This window comes from Peribacillus sp. NPDC096379 (assembly GCF_044762875.1).
In the GTDB taxonomy this organism is placed as follows: domain Bacteria; phylum Bacillota; class Bacilli; order Bacillales; family DSM-1321; genus Peribacillus.
The window spans coordinates 39,081-56,022 of record NZ_JBIWFD010000007.1 but is presented as its reverse complement, the minus strand read 5'-3'; the positions used below and the strand labels follow the sequence as shown (position 1 = coordinate 56,022).

The following is a 16,942-nucleotide window of genomic DNA, read 5'->3' as shown; positions in this document are numbered from 1 at the left end:
CCTCCTTTCTATCTGCATTTCTTTTCAGGTTTTTTATTTTTTACCGTAAATGATGGGGCAGCAAACCCTCTTATCTCGAAAAATCAAGGATAAAAGGAATTTAGGAGGGGGATTACTACTTATAAAAACTTAACGACGGATAGGATATCCTAGTCAAATTACAAAAAGGGGAAACTAACAGATGGATAATAGAGAATTAGCTAAAAAGATTGTTGAAAAGGTAGGCGGCGAAGATAATATAAACTCTCTTGTACATTGTGCAACTCGTTTACGTTTTAAATTGGATGATCGTAGTAAAGCGAAAAAAGACGAACTCCAAAACATGGAGGGGGTCATCACTGTAGTTGAAAGTGGTGGCCAATTTCAAGTTGTTATTGGGAACCATGTGCCCAAAGTGTATGCGGAAGTTATGAAAGTAGCAAAAATTAGTGGGGAAACGAATAAAGAATCGACATCTAATGAAAAGGTCAGTCCAGTCTCAAAGGTTTTTGAATATATTTCAGGAACGTTCTCTCCTTTGATTCCCGCACTAGCAGGGGCGGGGATGATTAAAGCGCTTCTTGCCATTTTAACATTATTACATTGGATTAATGTAGATGGCAGTACGTATGCAGTGCTAAATGCAGCTTCGGGTGGAGTGTTTTTCTTCTTGCCTATCTTTGTAGGGATCACGGCTGCGTTGAAACTTGGTGCGAATCCATATGTCGGTGGCGCGATTGGAGCGGGTTTATTAGAACCTAGCTTTACAGCTCTTCTTGAACACGGAGCTCGTTCGGAATTTTTGAATTTGCCGTTAATTTTGACCAATTATTCATCAACCGTATTTCCGATGTTGATTGCGATTGCTATTTTTGCTCTATTAGAAAAATGGGTTAAAAAAATTACACCGAGTGTACTCACATTATTTTTCACGCCGATGGTTTGTCTACTCGTAATGGTCCCGTTAACAGCCTTAGTATTTGGTCCGTTTGCAGTGTACGTGAGTGACGGAATTATGAACGGTGTTTCTTATCTATCGTCTGTATCAGCTATTCTAACAGGGGTTATTATTGCGGGTGTGTGGCCATTTCTTGTTATTCTCGGTGTCCACTGGGGTGTTGTGCCAATCGCGATTAGTGCGTTTGCCAAAGGCGGGGATGTGATTTTGCCTATCACAGCAGCTTCAACGTTTGCTCAAATGGGTGTTGCTTTTGGTGTGTTCCTGCGTGCACGTGACAAGAAATTGAAATCCTTGACCCTTGGAGCGGTGTTATCAGGTGTCCTTGCTGGTGTGACCGAGCCGATTATATATGGTGTGATCATGCGCTACCGCAGGTTGATTCCAATCATGGTGATTGCGGGTGTTATTGGCGGAGCCATCGTTGCGACATTTGATGTACGTTTATTCACGTTTACATTTAACAGCATCTTAACAATCCCGGCTTACCAGCCTCCAGTTCAATATACAATTGGCGTAATGATTGCTTTCTTGGTTGGGACCATTCTGACTTTTATAATCGGATATGAGAAAAAGAAAGAAGAAATAAAACCGGAACAAACAACACCAGTTCCACCAGCTAGAGATAACAAAATGGCTATAGCTAGTCCTATCGAAGGTACGCTTCTTCCGTTAGCAGATGTACCGGATCCAGTATTCTCTAGTGGGGCGATGGGCAAGGGAGTTGGAATTGAACCTACGATTGGGCGCGCTGTTGCTCCGTTTGACGGAACGGTCACGATGATTTTTCCAACAAGCCATGCGATTGGATTAACTTCAAATGATGGAGTAGAAGTTCTCATCCATATTGGGCTAGATACGGTCCAATTAGAAGGAAAACATTTTACCGCCCATGTCGAAAATGGACAGGCAGTTAATCAAGGAGACATTCTTGTAGAATTTGATATTGCTGGTATTAAAGAAGCGGGATATAAAGTAACGACACCGGTGATTGTAACGAATACAACAAATTATTTAGATGTCATTGCAGATGAGCCAAAAGAAGTAGTTAGCGGGCAGTCTATCCTTACAGTTATTAATTAAGATGTGAATCGTATGTTGAATGAGGCATGCGATTCACAGTGATTAAACGATACGGGAGATAGCAAAAGCCATTTTTTGTTGTGAGAAAGTAATGGATCACTAAAACACAAAGGTTTATTTTGTAAAGAAAGTCAGTCGAAGAAGGTAAATAAATATGAGGGAGAGATTCGAAAATGAAACATACTTCTTTAAAAACATTTCCGGAAAATTTTCTATGGGGTGGTTCAACATCTGCTTATCAAGTAGAAGGTGCATGGAATGAAGATGGCAAAGGCCCATCTGTTGTAGACATGGCTAACCACGTAGAAGGTGTGACAGATTTTAAAGTAACGAGTGACCATTATCATCACTACAAAGAAGACGTGGCATTATTTGCTGAAATGGGCTTTAAAGCCTATCGCTTTTCGATTGCTTGGACACGTATTTTCCCGGCAGGTACAGGGGAAGTCAATGCTAAAGGTGTAGAGTTCTACCATAACCTGATTGATGAAATTAAACAGCATAATATGGAACCAATCGTAACGATGTATCACTTTGATTTACCTTATGCTCTTCAACAACAAGGTGGCTGGGCGAATCGTGCAACGGTCGATGCCTTCGAGCGATACGCAGAAGTATTATTTAACGAATACGGTGACAAGGTGACATACTGGTTAACCATTAATGAACAGAATATGATGATTCTCCATGGGGATGCTCTTGGAACGTTGGACCCGAGCTTGAAGGATCCAAAGAAAGACTTATATCAACAAAACCATCACATGTTAGTCGCGCAGGCAAAAGCGATGAAGATGTGTCACGACAAATTGCTGCACGCGAAGATTGGTCCTGCGCCGAATATCGTTTCGATTTATCCTGCAACGTCTAAACCAGAAGATATTTTAGCAGCAGATAACTATGCGGCAATCCGCAACTGGTTGTACCTAGATGTAGCTGTGTTCGGCAAATATAACCATGTTGTATGGTCCTATCTTGAAGAAAACGGATGGACACCTTTGATTCAGGATGGAGATATGGAAATTCTTAAAGGGGCAAAACCAGATTTCATCGCCTTTAACTACTATACATCTCAGACCGTCCAAGAAAGCACGGGTGAAGGGGAAGACAAGCAAGGAACGGGTGATCAACATTTAACAATCGGAGAGCCAGGCGTATTCAAAGGTGCGAAAAATCAACATTTGAATACGAATGAATTTGGTTGGGAGATCGATCCAGTTGGATTCCGTACAACTCTTCGTCAAATCTATTCACGTTACGGATTGCCATTAATCGTAACAGAAACAGGGCTTGGAGCATTCGATAAGTTAGAAGAAGGCGACAAAGTACATGATGAATACCGCATAGATTTCTTGCGTAAGCATCTTGAACAAATGCAATTGGCAATTTCCGACGGTGTAGAAGTATTTGGCTTCTGTCCATGGTCAGCGATTGATTTAGTCAGTACGCACCAAGGTATTAGCAAACGCTACGGTTTTATCTATGTGAACCGTGATGAATTTGAGCTACTTGATATGCGCCGCATCCGTAAAGACAGTTTCTATTGGTACCAAAACGTCATTAAAACGAATGGACAAGAGATTTAATCTATGCACAAGAGTGTTCTATCCAACGACTACTATTTACAGTTTAAATGGAGTATAAGTCACATTATAGACTGTGTGGTGAGTGTTGGGTTAGACCCTTTTGGGACATCCTTCATAAATGGTTAGAATCTACGGAAATGATAGTAAAATATAGCAGTTTGTTTACATAAATTGAAAGGGGATTATCAAAATGACAATCACAAAAAAAGAATTTCCAAAAGGCTTTTTATGGGGCGGTGCTACAGCGGCGAACCAATTAGAAGGTGCATTTGACCAAGATGGGAAAGGTTTGTCTAGTGCAGATTTAGTTGCTTATATCCCGAAAGATCAAAGAAAGAAAGATAATGCGATCGAAATCAATTCGGATGAAATTGAGAAAATCTTGTCAGGTGAAAAAGTTGCTAGGTTTCCTAAAAGGGACGGTATCGATTTTTATCACCGCTATAAAGAAGATATCGCGTTATTCGCTGAAATGGGCTTTAAGGTTTTCAGATTATCGCTTAACTGGGCACGGATTTTTCCAAATGGAGATGACCAAGAACCAAATGAAGCAGGTCTAAAATTTTACGATGATGTGTTTGATGAACTTCGTAAATATGGAATTGAGCCTTTAGTTACCCTTTCGCACTATGAAACGCCTTATGGGCTTACTGAAAAATATAATGGTTGGCTAGGACGGGAAGTCATTGGTTGCTTTGAAAAATATGCCAAAACCGTATTTACACGTTATAAGGACAAAGTGAAATATTGGCTGACATTTAATGAAATTAATATGATTACATTGAGTCCGTTTACGGGTGGAGGCATTGTTTCCGATCGTACAGATCATCCTTTACAAGCTCAATACCAAGGATTGCATCATCAATTCGTTGCAAGTGCATTAGCTACAAAGGCTTGTCATGAGATAATCCCTGGTGCAAAAATTGGCTGTATGCTTGCGAGGATGGAAACGTATCCGAATACGCCTAATCCGTTAGATGTGCGAAAAGCACAATTAGAAAACCAAATGAACCTTTTCTTCACAGACGTACATGCGCGTGGAGAGTACCCAAACTATATGAATCGTTTCTTTAAAGAAAATCAAATTTCTATTAAAAAAGAAGATGGTGACGATGAAATACTAAAAGAATATACTGTGGATTTCGTTTCTTTTAGTTATTACATGTCTTTAACTGCTTCTGCAAGTCCAGAAGGGGAAAGAGCGCAAGGGAACCTATTTGGTGGTGTAAAAAATCCATATTTGGAATCATCAGATTGGGGTTGGCAAATTGACCCTATTGGATTAAGAATTATGCTGAATGATATGTATGACCGCTATCGAAAACCATTATTCCTTGTAGAGAATGGCTTGGGTGCTTATGATAAAGTTGAAGAAGATGGCTCGATTCACGATGATTATCGTATCGACTACTTAAGAAAACACATTGAACAAATGCGAGAAGCGATTGAAGATGGCGTTGATCTTATGGGGTATACAAGTTGGGGGCCAATTGACTTAGTAAGTATGTCTACTTCTGAAATGTCTAAACGCTATGGATTTATTTACGTTGATTTAGATGATGATGGAAATGGAACTTTAAAGAGATCGAAGAAGGATTCTTTTGATTGGTATAAAAAAGTCATTGAGTCTAATGGTGCTGAATTATAATATCGTAAGTATTTATCTTGGTATATGCGAAATCTAAATAGTAAGAATGAGGATGTCTCATAAGGGTCTGACCTCGCACTCTAAATCAGTATGTAGTGTTTCATACACGTATTTTATACTGTATTTAGTTGTTGCGGGGTCTGACTCTTTGCGTTTGAATGAATTAGGAGTGTAATACAAAAGAGTGAAAGAACTAGTCCATCTCAATATACTCTCTATACTGAATAATCCTAAAAATAGGGTATAATAATAGAATGCAAGTTCATGCACAGAAAAGGAGATAGACATTCTATCTTGAGTGATCTTTAGCAGGATAATGCATGTTGTTAGCGAATGTAGCTAATAATGATTGCTGAAAATGGATAATTGGAGGCGAAGGAATGTTTAGTACAATTGAAGATTTTTTGACAAATTGGAAGCATGAAAGTGGATCTACGCAAAAAATACTGAATGCGTTGACCGATGAATCATTAGCGCAGGAAGTATCTCCTGAGGATCGTACACTTGGACGGATCGCGTGGCATGTCGTAACGACCCTTGATGAAATGATAGGGCGTACAGGGCTTGTTTTTAAAGCGGCTCGGCACGATTTGCCAGTCCCGAAAACGTCGAGTGAAATCGCAGAAGCATATCGCACATCAAGCGAAGAGATGGTCGCTTCGATTCGCGAACAGTGGAATGACGAAACACTGAACGAAAAGAGAGATATGTACGGAGAAATGTGGTCCATTAACACGGTGCTCGGGCTGATAATCGCACATCAAGCACATCATCGTGGCCAAATGACCGTGCTCATGCGTCAAGCGGGTCTGACCGTACCCGGCATATATGGACCGGCAAGGGAAGAGTGGGCGGCGTTTGGAGGACAAGCTCCTGAAGTATAATCGTGTAAATGGAAATTGATACTTAAATTCGGCTGTTATTTAAACATAGTACGTAAAGAACACGTATGAGTTAGCGGTGAAAGCCGCCTTTTATACGTGTTTTTTGTGGAAAAGGGGCGGGGCTTCGCAAAATTGGCTCCGTACCGCCACCTTCATAAGGTGATGTAATTTGAGAACCTGAACCTTTTTCATCGCCTAAGTTTTAGAGCAAGCGCTCATGGCTGTTTTTTAGATAAAGAAATCTACCTATTCTAGCCATGGCATCTAATGTTATAAGTAAGGAAAAGTCCCAACTGATGGAATCTTCATTTGATCAGTCCGCTCCGCCACCACCACCATCTCCTCCGCCGTCGCCACCACCACTATCACCATAGCTGTTGCCTGACGAGCTCCCTTTGGAAGCGGAAGAATTCGACCATTTCCATGTATTTCCTAAGTAGCTGACTGGGTCTTCATCATGATAGATCAGGTAGGTAAGGGGCAAGGCTTGAGCATATTCAAGTTCTGGTATTACTAAGCTTGCTATTTTCGTTTTAGAGTGCTTGACTTGGAGTAAAAGAATTCGGGTTATTGTTTTTTCAAGTTCAGATTCTGTAAGATTAGTAGGTATGCCATCTCTTTTTATTTCTTTTCTGAATTGTCTAATCTCTGAATGGATACTAGTCGCTTTCTGGGAAAATGCAAAACGTGGTGCTAGGACATATAAGAGAAAAACAAATAAGATCGAAAAGAAAAGTAGTTTCATAAGATTGATATCGACTAACATAAGTGAACCGATGACAGACGTTAAGATGAAAAGGATAATTCTCTTTTTTCTTCTATATTGGATCCATCCGGCGATAAGTGTGACTCCCCCAACAACACTGTACCCAATAATAGCTATTGTTGAGAGTGAGTCGATTACATAACAATATAGAACAGTTGTGAATATGATTAGTAGCAATCCCCTCGTTAATAGGGCAAATCTGTTGTTCAAGAATCGTTCCTCTTTCAACTCTTGTAGAACTTCTGCGAACCATTCCTTTTCTTTCCTTTTAAACTCCATATGTCTTCGTTGATATTTCTGTGCTTGCTGTTGGTTCATTTTTTCTCTTTTTGTTAGGCCGGCAATATCGGTCATGGAAAAAGAAAGCTTTCCTTGACCATACTTCTGCTTGAATAGCCAGGAGACGAGCAGCTTTTCAGAAGAAGAAAGCTTACCCAGAGGAGCTGTTAAAGTAAAGAGAAGGCTATGTTTGGGAGCTGTAGGATCCTTTTGAAACCTTCCTCTTGTCTGCTGGATTTGAACAGTGGCTGCTCCTTTTTCAACAAGAGAATATAGCCCGGATAGGAACGCATAAGGATTCAATCTGCCAATACGGTGAATCATATATAGATGAAGTGGATCATGCTTTAGAATGCTCTCTGTACTTCTTCTAGGCACAAGTTTCATGATGAGCAAGACGAAGCAGCAACAGATAAGGAGAACCAAGAAACCAATTAAAAACTTTGAAAAGCCTTCCTTTTGTTTTGTTTTCTTTATGGCTGTTTCTACTCGCTTCTTTTCCTGTGCAACTGCTTCCTTTAAAGACATAGGTGCTGCATTTTTAGCCTGTTCACTCATGATGGATGAGGGAAAGAGTATCCGGGTTTCAGTTAAGGCATACATTTCAGATACCGGAGTGGAGAAATGGACGCTATATGGATCTTTTGATGAAACTTTCCCTTTCCGGTCATGGAAGAATGCATACGTGTTTTGATTATCGACTTCTTGTGGGAAATAAAAATCAATGTTTACATGAAAAAGATCGTTATCATGATTTGAATCTGTTCCAAAGAACGGTACGGTCAAATCACTATAAGAATCATATGATTTCACAGCATTTTTTAACGTATATATATAGAAAATATACTTCTTTTCATTATTGGACGGAAGGGATGCAGTATATGTACGGTCATCTTCTGAAACATGTAGCTGTCTCAGTTCATTCCTCTGCATATAGCCAAGCTTTGCCTTTGGATTCAACAGCTCATATGCCTCGAAATCCTGCACCCCATCATGATGGTCCTTCTGGATAGAACGATGGACTTGACTATACTTTCCATCAAAAGTGTATGTGAAAATTTCATTCACGACTAAATTTCCGTTTGGCTGAATCCAGGCGCGGATATTTACTTGATCAATCGAAAAGGACTTAGCGAAAGTGGTTGAAGCCATGATGAAACCAAGAATAAAGATAAACGGAAAAATAAAGAATACTCTTTTCAACTAGTTCCCCCCTACGATATTACTCATTAGTATCACTGTTAATCTACGAATAACTAAATATTACCATATCTATAAAAGGAATGGAAAGCGAGGCAGGGATTTGTTCATTCTATCTGAAGCGTGGCTATATTTTTTGAAAAAATCACAGAAATTGGTGGATGTGATTGTGATGGAACCTATTTTGTTCCCTTTATCGAAAAAGGCTTTTTCTTTTTTAGCATTCCTCTTGAAAAACCTCAAGACATATGGCAAAGTAAGTAGATGATGAAGCATTAAACGAATTGAATAATGAAACATGTGGGGGGACCAGTGTTGCTGGTTGAGACCGTATCCAATAGATACATACCCTTGGAACCTGATCTGGTTAAAACCAGCGTAGGGAACATATTTAAACAGGACTCATTTGTTATGATATGCACCCTAGGGATAAACCTATGGTGCTTTTTTGCGTAGCGCGATTCCTATTAAACGTTTACATATTTTCCACCTTGTTTCTTCGTTTGCTGCTTTGTAAGACATGTTCAAGGGGGAAATGTAATGAAGAAATGGTTAGTCTTACTTAGTGTGATGCTTATTCTTGCTGCTTGCGGGAATAGTCAGGACAATGGTTCGAAGGAAAAGAATCAAGAGAAATTAAAGAAAGTTACTCTTGTTTTAGATTGGACGCCGAATACGAATCATACTGGTTTGTATGTTGCAAAGGAAAAGGGGTATTTTGAAGAAGAGGGGCTAGATGTTGAGATTATAATGCCAGGTGAGGCGGGAGCTGACCAGCTTGTCGCAGCGGGAAAAGCAGAGTTCGGAATTGGCTACCAGGAATCTTTGACAGAAGCGCGTGTACAAGGTGTGCCATTGGTCTCGATTGCTGCTATTATTCAGCATAACACGTCTGGATTTGCTTCCCCAGTTGATAAGAAAATTACCTCACCGAAAGATTACGAAGGAAAGACGTATGGCGGTTGGGGAGCACCTGTAGAAAAAGCTGTCCTATCTTCTTTGATGAAGCAGGAAAATGGAGATGTGAAAAAAGTCGATATTGTGAATATGGGAGATACGGATTTTTTCACAGCGGTTAAACGAGATATTGATTTTGCTTGGATTTATTATGGGTGGACAGGTATAGAAGCTGAGTTGCGTGGGGAGAAATTGAATATGCAATATTTGACCGATTACACGGAAAAGCTAGATTACTATACGCCTGTTCTCACAACTAATGAAGATTTAATAAAAGAAGATCCAGATACTGTTCGTTCTTTTGTAGCAGCAGTTTCCGAGGGCTATCATTATACGATTGAACATCCCGAAGAAGCGGCGGACCTTTTAATTAAAGCAGTTCCTGATATAGACCCAGAATTGGTAAAGGCAAGTCAAAAGTGGTTATCACCGAAATATCAAGATGACGCTTCAAAATGGGGTGTTCAAGATCAAAAGGTTTGGGAAAACTATGCGAGCTGGATGTTTGAGAACGGTTTGCTTGAAAGTGAATTAGACGCAAAAAAGGCATTCACCAATGAATTTTTACCGAAATAAGGAGGAGAGAAGCATGAGCGACTCATTAGTAAGCATTCAAATTATCCCGAAAACAAAAAATGGGGAAGATGTGATTCCTTATGTAGATGAAGCAATAGCGATTATTCATGACTCTGGAATTAAATATGAAGTTCATCCGCTTGAAACGACCATGGAAGGGAATTTGACAGAAATCTTTTCAATTATCGAGAAAATGAATCAACGGATGATTGAGATTGGCAGTCGTAATGTGATTTCTCAAGTGAAAATTCTTTATCAACCAAGCGGTGCATCTATGGATAAATTGACAGAGAAATATCGCCCATGAAGATTTGGTATAAAGGATGGAGACCAGCTCTGGTCCTCATCCTTTTATTCATCGTATGGGAAGTTTCTTGTCGGCTTTTTGAAATACCAAAATGGCTCCTGCCTTCCCCCTCGCAGATATGGTTAGAAGGAGCTGCTGGATGGCCGAATTATCATCACCATCTAACATCGACGATTGGACTTACAATCTTGGGGTTTTTAATTGGAGCAAGTGTGGGCATTGCAGTTGCTGTTGGTCTACACCTTATTCCGAAGCTTAGAGAAGCCATTTATCCGATCATCATTCTCTCACAAAACATTCCAATCATTGTGTTGGCTCCACTCCTTGTTATTTGGTTTGGGTTTGGTATATTACCTAAAGTCATTGTCATTACGCTCGTTTGTTTTTTCCCAATCACAGTGGCTGCTTTGGATGGGTTTAGACAAACGAGTTCAGAGCTGATGCATTACATGAAAATGGCTGGGGCAACAAAGAAACAAATCTTTTGGAAACTGGAATGGCCTTATGCGCTACCATCCATCTTCTCAGGGTTGAAAATCTCCGCTACATACAGCGTAATGGGAGCAGTTATTTCTGAATGGCTTGGGGCAAAAGAAGGGATAGGTGTCTATATGACCTTAGCTTCGTCATCCTTTCGAACGGACCGTGTCTTTGTTGCGATCTTTTTGATTATGATTTTGAGTTTGGTATTCTTTGCCCTTATTGTATCGATGGAACGAATGATCGTGAAGTGGAAGCCGAAAGGAGATGGCAAGAGACGTGACTAAACTTTTAATTGAGAACATATCGAAATCCTTTGGTGAAAATCAAGTACTGGATCAGTTGTCTCTTCGTGTAGAAGAAGCGGAGTTCGTGTCCATATTAGGTCCTTCTGGGAGTGGAAAAAGCACCTTATTTCAATTAATCGGTGGATTGTTTGCACCAGACTTTGGAGAAATTAGGCTTGATGGCAAACGTATTAATGGAGAAACCGGTTCGATTAGTTACACGCCTCAAAGTCCATCGCTTTTGCCATGGCGAACGGTCCTCGGCAATATCCTGCTTGGTGGAGAAATTGTTGGGGAGACAGACCAGGCACTTGCATTAAAGATGATTGATAAAGCGGGTCTAAAAGGATACGAGAATGCCTATCCATATGAACTGTCTGGAGGGATGAAGCAGAGAGTGGCGTTTATTCGCAGTCTGCTAAGTCCGCAATCACTTATTTGTTTAGATGAGCCTTTTTCAGCACTCGATGAATTCACACGTCTCGAAATGCAAAATTGGCTCTTATCTGTTTGGGAAGAAGATAAACGGGCCATTTTGCTTGTTACCCATAATATTGAAGAAGCTCTTTATTTATCTGATCGGGTTATTGTGTTATCAGAAAAGCCTACCCAAGTGAAAAAAGAGTTTATCGTCCCGTTTCCGAGACCAAGACAAGCATCGATTTTGCTAAGCGAAGAATTTTTATCGTGGAAAAAGAAGATATACAATGAATTGCGGGTGATTATGTGAGGCAGTCTATAATCGACTCTCATATTCATTTTGATCAATATTCAGAAAGTACCCGGTCTACCATTTTAAAAGACTTGCAAGCATACAAAGTAGAGGCACTTATTTGTGTATCAACGAATCTCGCTTCTTCTCAAAAAAATTTAGCTTTAGCAGAGATGGATAAACGACTAAAGCCTGCTTTCGGCTTTCATCCAGAACAAGAGCTGCCGAGTGATTCGGAAGTGAGTCAATTATGTTCATTCTTGAATAAACACAAACATCAAATGGTTGCTATTGGTGAAGTGGGCTTACCCTATTACTTGCGGTTCGAGCATCCAAAAATACAGATTGAGCCTTATATTGAACTATTGGAGGTTTTTATAAAAAAGGCTTCAGAGCTGAATAAACCAATTATTCTTCATGCGGTATACGACGACGCTCCTTTGGTTTGTGACCTTTTGGAAAAACACTCGGTAACAAAGGCACATTTCCATTGGTTCAAAGGAGACGAAAAAACAGTTCAGCGCATGATTCAAAATGGGTATTATATTTCAGTCACCCCAGATTGCTTGTATGAAACGGAGATTCAGCAATTGATTAAAGACTATCCGTTAGCAAATTTGATGGTGGAAACGGATGGACCATGGCCGTTCGAAGGACCATTCCAAGATACGGTGACTCATCCGAAAATGATTCATGTAAGCGTACAAAAAATAGCAGAAATAAAGAACATTCAGGTAGAGAGGGTATACGAAGAATTGTATAAAAGTACGGCAAAATTTTATGGGCTGTAAATCATTTTGACTAGTTAACGAGAGACGGAGTTCCCAGCCCAAAATATTTCTTTTATTAGTTTGCAATCGTTGCCAAATCCTGTTATTATTAAGAGGAATTATTTTTGTTCGGTACTGTAGGAATCTAAAAGTGAGAACTTTTTGACTCGATTGTCACTTTGAGCAAGGATAGTAATATAATGTGTGATGAACGCACTAGGAGGCAACAACAATGGAACAAGGTAAAGTAAAATGGTTTAACGCAGAAAAAGGATTTGGATTCATCGAACGCGAAAACGGAGACGATGTATTCGTACATTTCTCAGCTATTCAAAGCGAAGGTTTCAAATCTCTTGACGAAGGTCAAGAAGTGACTTTTGAAGTTGAACAAGGTCAACGTGGACCACAAGCTTCTAACGTACAAAAAGCATAATTGATACATGCAAAAGGCAGACTCTACTTTGGAGTCTGTCTTTTTTGCGTTTGATTTAGAGTTAATCTTGTTACATAAACAAAATAAATAAAAAATCCCACTCAGTAAACAAGTGGGATAACAACAGTAACAAGTAAGGGAAAATGCATAAAAGATTTTTCCAATTATAACATAGCCATTTTAGAAAAGCCTAGTTCAACTATTTATCCCGCATTAATAGAGCGGAGGTATTAGCGGCACTAGAATGGGACTAACAATCAGTGGGGGCCCACGGATTGAAGTTTCACTTTATCTCTATATAATAGATTTTGACTTACTACTTTTAATAGCTATAATATAAAAAAGGTAATTGAACAAGAAGTTCTGCATATAATTAGGATGGTATGTGAACTCTTGATTTAAATAGTAACAATTACGATTTGCAAGTTTCAAAAAATAGAGTATAATTGAGAAAAATGGGCTTATGAAAACTCGAGGTAGCTAATGATGAATGAGATTCTAATGGAATTTTTACTACGGGATATTGTTTCGCATTTACCGGATGAAAAGCGTGAGATTTATCAATATATAGTAAATGAAGAAGATCAATTGGCACAGCAAGCGGATACTGCCGACCATCTTCTGCAGTTGTTTGTGAAATATGCGCCACATCGAACTGCAGCCAAACACTTTCACTTGGAATATGGTGAAATGATTAAGTTTATGCATGACATTGAAGGAGAAATAAGTGAGAAGTTGGAAGAAAGATGTGCAAAAGTGAAATGGATCGACATGACGGACAAAATTAAACACCCCAATTCTTCAAAAAATCCTGTGCTTACTTATTTGCTAATCACTTGAATTCCACAAAAATAAAGGTTATTTCACAAGGTTTAACCTGTTGAGATAGCTTTTTTTTGCATGATCACAACCGGGAAATGGGGTCTGACCCCGCCATGAAGATACGAGACCCCTTGGTATAAGCGGGTTGGTGGCTAGTGGGTGAAGCTGGGAAATAGGGTCTGGCCCTCAAGGAGTATCAATCTTCCTGTGAGTCCCATTAGGTAATTTCGTTAATTTTTGATACAATGGAGAGTAGCATTTTGTTTTTTGGAGGTATATATATGGGAAAATTAAATAGAAATGCACCGTGTGAATGTGGCAGTGGGAAAAAGTACAAGAAGTGCTGTGGCAGAAAAGTGGATGAAAATCCAATTGCTGTTCATTATGAAGAAGCAACACTATTACAGAAGGCGTTAATGGATTTTACAGAAAAGAATTATAAAGCTGAAATCAATCAGCTTTTGCTTGATTATCCACTTCCGGAAAATGTAAGTGAAGAAGTTCAAGAAATTTATCAATTTAATGTGAATATATGGGGTACTTTCACGCAGCCCGTTGTGAACGGCGATACAATCTTTGATACATTTATGAAGCAAGAAGGGCCTCATATTGTAAGGGAGAAAACGAGAGAGATCGTAGAGTCTTGGAAAGGCACGACTCCTGTATTGTTTTCAATTGAGGAATTAACGAGTGAAACAATAACTCTAGAAGATATCGTGACGAAACAAGCTATCTCGCTTCCGTATACGCCATATGCAAGTCAGGAATTAGGAATTGGAGAAATCATTCTTGGGTATTTAGTTAATATGGGAACGAGAAGTGATTTCTTTGGTCAGTTTATTAGCTTTGAGCCAAAATTTACAGACAACATTTTAACAACTATAAATCAACAATTAGAAGAGTACAAGCATGCGGGTGGAAAAGCAGAAGAATTCATGGCTCGGAATTTCTTGCAAATCTTCCATAGTCTCGCGGCTATTACAGAAGGTATTGAATTACCAAAAACCGAAACAAATGAGCGAGTATGGTACAATGAGAAAGAAAAAGAAACGGCAGAAATGGTGAAACAAGGAATGCATGAAGAGGGTTATCCGCAGTCACTAATAGAAAGTGTTCAAGCGTTGTGGAACACCTATTGTACGGAACAATCTCCATCTATTCGAAAACCAGAAGCATTTGCTGCAGCACTGGAGTATTCAGTGAAACTGCTCTCTAAAGGGGAGTTCAGTCCTTCTCAGACTAAGCTTGCTAAGAAATACGGGGTAGGTGCTTCTACTTTATCGAATCGATATAAAGAAATGGAAGCAGCAGTTGGAGAAAAAATAGAAATATAAACAAGTAGGCTGCCATTTTGGTAGCCTATTTGAATAATAGTGCGTGTTCAAAAAGGAGGAGAGTTTTTTGAGTAAAATATCTATAAAGAATCCCTGTCCGTGTGGAAGTGAGAAAATATATAAAAATTGCTGTGGAAAGAATGTAATCGAGTTTCCGACGATTTCGATTAGTGAAGAAGCGGCAATGTTTCAAAAGGAATTATTAAAATATACTTTTGAAAGATATGAGCATGATATTCTAGATCTTGCGTTTCAATATCCGTTATTCAATTTTATGGATGTAAAAGAGGAGCCGATTCTTGTAGAAACGCATGATACCTATATGCAACACATGCGCACATGGGCAGTATTTAACCTGCCGATTGCTAAAGGACAGACGATCTTTGAAGAATTTTATCGAAAAAAACCCTCTAAAATAGTAAGGAAGAAAACGAAAAATTTGATTCTCTCATGGCGTGGAGCGACACCAAAACTATATCTGTTAAAGACCATCCATTCGGATAGGGTCGTGATAGAAGACATACTTGGTAGGATTGAGTATGAACTACCGCTTGAGTATGGAACAGGAATGGTAGAGGAAAATAGTTTACTACTTGGAATGCTATTAGATAGGGGTACTGGCATGTACTTCTTGGGAGAACCTATAAGTTTCCCTGCTGCTGGGACGGAAAAGTTAGTACAGGAATTTCAGGATGAATTGGAAGAGCATCTTGAAGATGATGGAGGGTATGAAGATTTCTACCAAATTGATTTTCCGTACCTTCTTGAAAGGCTACTCCTGAGGATGATGGGGGATATTGACCTGCCAGATATCACACAGTTTGAATGGAGCTCAGAAAAAGAGTTACAAGTAGCGATTCTTATTCAAGAACATATGAGAGAAGATAATTGCCCAATAGATATGATTATGACCGCCATTGTAATTTGGAAGTCGTATTGTGAGAAAGGGTCTCCTTCTATACGTAAACCAGAAGTGTACGCTGCATTAATTGACTACTTGGTACAATCCGCTTTACTGGATATTTTAGCACCGTCACAAAAGGAAATTGCTGATAAGTATGATATAAGTGAGGCAACCATTTCCAAACTGTACAAAAGGATTGGAGATATCCTCTATGAAGAATTGGAGAGTCTTGGGATGACTGAAGAAATGGATTATGAATATTAATGGAAAACGCAGAACTCCTTTTTCATTAGAGTTTTGCGTTTTTTACTGCGAAAAAAATGAAGAGTTGTGGAAAGAGGAAATATTAGATGAAGTATTGGGGCCAGTAGATAAGATCGATGAATTCTTTTCGGTTGTATGATGGTGAAATACTCATCCTTTCTTGTATCCCGGTTTAACAGGCTGTAATACCTCCACCTCAACTTTTGTTTAGAGAATCAAGGTAAGGTGAAAATAGGTGGGGGATAAACAGCCTGTAAATCCCCGATTGGTTCAACTAACCATCATTGGCGGATGAACCCCCCAATGATGGAAGTTTCACTTTATCAAAAAGCTTGCCTGAATTGTTCGGTTACTTCGGTGATCTTGCCAAGGAATAGGTAGGAGTATACGAACTATAAGTGAGTGTTCAAAAAGGATAAAAAGAGCCTATAAGTTCTGCGAGCGATCGTCACAAACCTTTCGCGTATGGAGTAATACGTGAGGACCGGACTTGCAGGATGTGCTGACTTCTGTGTTGCTCGTCATGACGTGCGCGATTTTAGCAGAAGGTCATTCATGAGCTTTAATGTAATTCGCAAGCTTTTTTACCGTACCCTTTGAACATCCTCTATAAAAAACGATTTGCCAAACGAACATTCATATGGTAAAATTTCCATAACTTAAATGAAACGGAGGGGTTTACGGTGAAGTTTATCAGACTACGTTCAACACTTTGT

Annotated in this window: 14 protein-coding genes and 1 riboswitch; of the genes, 13 read left to right on the top strand and 1 reads right to left on the bottom strand. The window is 39.4% G+C overall.

What is annotated here, in order from left to right:
- Positions 1 to 181: 181 nt before the first annotated feature.
- The 4 genes from ACIQZI_RS21700 (at position 182) to ACIQZI_RS21685 (ending at position 6,135) form a co-directional block, all read left to right on the top strand.
- Positions 182 to 2,020, top strand: a complete 1,839-nt coding sequence (locus ACIQZI_RS21700) for a beta-glucoside-specific PTS transporter subunit IIABC (RefSeq protein ID WP_403077285.1) — start codon at positions 182 to 184, stop codon at positions 2,018 to 2,020.
- Positions 2,021 to 2,193: 173 nt separating this feature from the next.
- Positions 2,194 to 3,603 carry a glycoside hydrolase family 1 protein gene (locus tag ACIQZI_RS21695; protein WP_403077283.1) on the top strand — a complete coding sequence of 470 codons (1,410 nt, stop codon included), beginning with the start codon at positions 2,194 to 2,196 and terminating at the stop codon, positions 3,601 to 3,603.
- Positions 3,604 to 3,793: 190 nt separating this feature from the next.
- Positions 3,794 to 5,251 carry a glycoside hydrolase family 1 protein gene (locus ACIQZI_RS21690; protein WP_403077280.1) on the top strand — a complete coding sequence of 486 codons (1,458 nt, stop codon included), beginning with the start codon at positions 3,794 to 3,796 and terminating at the stop codon, positions 5,249 to 5,251.
- A 380-nt stretch (positions 5,252 to 5,631) separates the two neighbouring features.
- On the top strand, positions 5,632 to 6,135 hold the full coding sequence (locus ACIQZI_RS21685) for a DinB family protein (protein WP_403077278.1): 504 nt from the start codon (positions 5,632 to 5,634) through the stop codon (positions 6,133 to 6,135).
- Positions 6,136 to 6,448: 313 nt separating this feature from the next.
- Here the strand turns inward: ACIQZI_RS21685 and ACIQZI_RS21680 are convergent, their stop codons facing one another.
- Positions 6,449 to 8,383 (bottom strand): DUF2207 domain-containing protein, encoded by a 1,935-nt coding sequence (locus ACIQZI_RS21680; protein WP_403077275.1) that lies wholly within the window; start codon positions 8,381 to 8,383, stop codon positions 6,449 to 6,451.
- A 289-nt stretch (positions 8,384 to 8,672) separates the two neighbouring features.
- Positions 8,673 to 8,782, top strand: a riboswitch (TPP riboswitch).
- Between the two features lie 138 nt (positions 8,783 to 8,920).
- On the opposite strand from ACIQZI_RS21680, the gene ACIQZI_RS21675 reads away from it, so the two are divergent.
- From ACIQZI_RS21675 to ACIQZI_RS21635, 9 genes are all read left to right on the top strand, one after another.
- Positions 8,921 to 9,913, top strand: a complete 993-nt coding sequence (locus ACIQZI_RS21675; protein WP_403077273.1) for an ABC transporter substrate-binding protein — start codon at positions 8,921 to 8,923, stop codon at positions 9,911 to 9,913.
- 13 nt (positions 9,914 to 9,926) lie between these two features.
- A complete protein-coding gene (locus tag ACIQZI_RS21670; RefSeq protein ID WP_062186957.1) occupies positions 9,927 to 10,220 on the top strand; it encodes a thiamine-binding protein in 294 nt (97 codons plus the stop codon).
- Positions 10,217 to 10,987: an ABC transporter permease gene (locus ACIQZI_RS21665; RefSeq protein ID WP_403077271.1), complete on the top strand. Its 771-nt coding sequence runs from the start codon at positions 10,217 to 10,219 to the stop codon at positions 10,985 to 10,987. Before ACIQZI_RS21670 ends, ACIQZI_RS21665 begins: the two co-directional genes overlap by 4 nt.
- Entirely contained in the window at positions 10,980 to 11,717 is a 738-nt protein-coding gene (locus ACIQZI_RS21660; RefSeq protein WP_403077268.1) for an ABC transporter ATP-binding protein, read from the top strand. Before ACIQZI_RS21665 ends, ACIQZI_RS21660 begins: the two co-directional genes overlap by 8 nt.
- Positions 11,714 to 12,490 (top strand): TatD family hydrolase, encoded by a 777-nt coding sequence (locus tag ACIQZI_RS21655; RefSeq protein ID WP_403077266.1) that lies wholly within the window; start codon positions 11,714 to 11,716, stop codon positions 12,488 to 12,490. The genes ACIQZI_RS21660 and ACIQZI_RS21655 overlap by 4 nt, the downstream gene beginning before the upstream one ends.
- A 211-nt stretch (positions 12,491 to 12,701) precedes the next feature.
- A complete protein-coding gene (locus ACIQZI_RS21650) occupies positions 12,702 to 12,902 on the top strand; it encodes a cold-shock protein (protein ID WP_034304915.1) in 201 nt (66 codons plus the stop codon).
- A 483-nt stretch (positions 12,903 to 13,385) separates the two neighbouring features.
- The gene (locus ACIQZI_RS21645; protein WP_172796912.1) at positions 13,386 to 13,742 is read left to right on the top strand and encodes a hypothetical protein; all 357 of its coding nucleotides are present in this window, start codon (positions 13,386 to 13,388) and stop codon (positions 13,740 to 13,742) included.
- Between the two features lie 263 nt (positions 13,743 to 14,005).
- The gene (locus tag ACIQZI_RS21640) at positions 14,006 to 15,058 is read left to right on the top strand and encodes an SEC-C metal-binding domain-containing protein (RefSeq protein ID WP_403077263.1); all 1,053 of its coding nucleotides are present in this window, start codon (positions 14,006 to 14,008) and stop codon (positions 15,056 to 15,058) included.
- Between the two features lie 67 nt (positions 15,059 to 15,125).
- Positions 15,126 to 16,226, top strand: coding sequence for an SEC-C metal-binding domain-containing protein (locus ACIQZI_RS21635; protein ID WP_403077259.1), 1,101 nt, complete (start codon positions 15,126 to 15,128; stop codon positions 16,224 to 16,226).
- Positions 16,227 to 16,942: the final 716 nt, after the last annotated feature.

What these genes read in the sequence shown, in the direction of transcription:
- ACIQZI_RS21665 (WP_403077271.1), top strand. Translation starts at nt 10,217, where the DNA reads ATGAAGATTTGGTATAAAGGATGGAGACCAGCTCTGGTCCTCATCCTT.
- ACIQZI_RS21675 (WP_403077273.1), top strand. Translation starts at nt 8,921, where the DNA reads ATGAAGAAATGGTTAGTCTTACTTAGTGTGATGCTTATTCTTGCTGCT.
- ACIQZI_RS21690 (WP_403077280.1), top strand. Translation starts at nt 3,794, where the DNA reads ATGACAATCACAAAAAAAGAATTTCCAAAAGGCTTTTTATGGGGCGGT.
- ACIQZI_RS21685 (WP_403077278.1), top strand. Translation starts at nt 5,632, where the DNA reads ATGTTTAGTACAATTGAAGATTTTTTGACAAATTGGAAGCATGAAAGT.
- ACIQZI_RS21640 (WP_403077263.1), top strand. Translation starts at nt 14,006, where the DNA reads ATGGGAAAATTAAATAGAAATGCACCGTGTGAATGTGGCAGTGGGAAA.
- ACIQZI_RS21695 (WP_403077283.1), top strand. Translation starts at nt 2,194, where the DNA reads ATGAAACATACTTCTTTAAAAACATTTCCGGAAAATTTTCTATGGGGT.
- ACIQZI_RS21650 (WP_034304915.1), top strand. Translation starts at nt 12,702, where the DNA reads ATGGAACAAGGTAAAGTAAAATGGTTTAACGCAGAAAAAGGATTTGGA.
- ACIQZI_RS21670 (WP_062186957.1), top strand. Translation starts at nt 9,927, where the DNA reads ATGAGCGACTCATTAGTAAGCATTCAAATTATCCCGAAAACAAAAAAT.
- ACIQZI_RS21700 (WP_403077285.1), top strand. Translation starts at nt 182, where the DNA reads ATGGATAATAGAGAATTAGCTAAAAAGATTGTTGAAAAGGTAGGCGGC.
- ACIQZI_RS21645 (WP_172796912.1), top strand. Translation starts at nt 13,386, where the DNA reads ATGATGAATGAGATTCTAATGGAATTTTTACTACGGGATATTGTTTCG.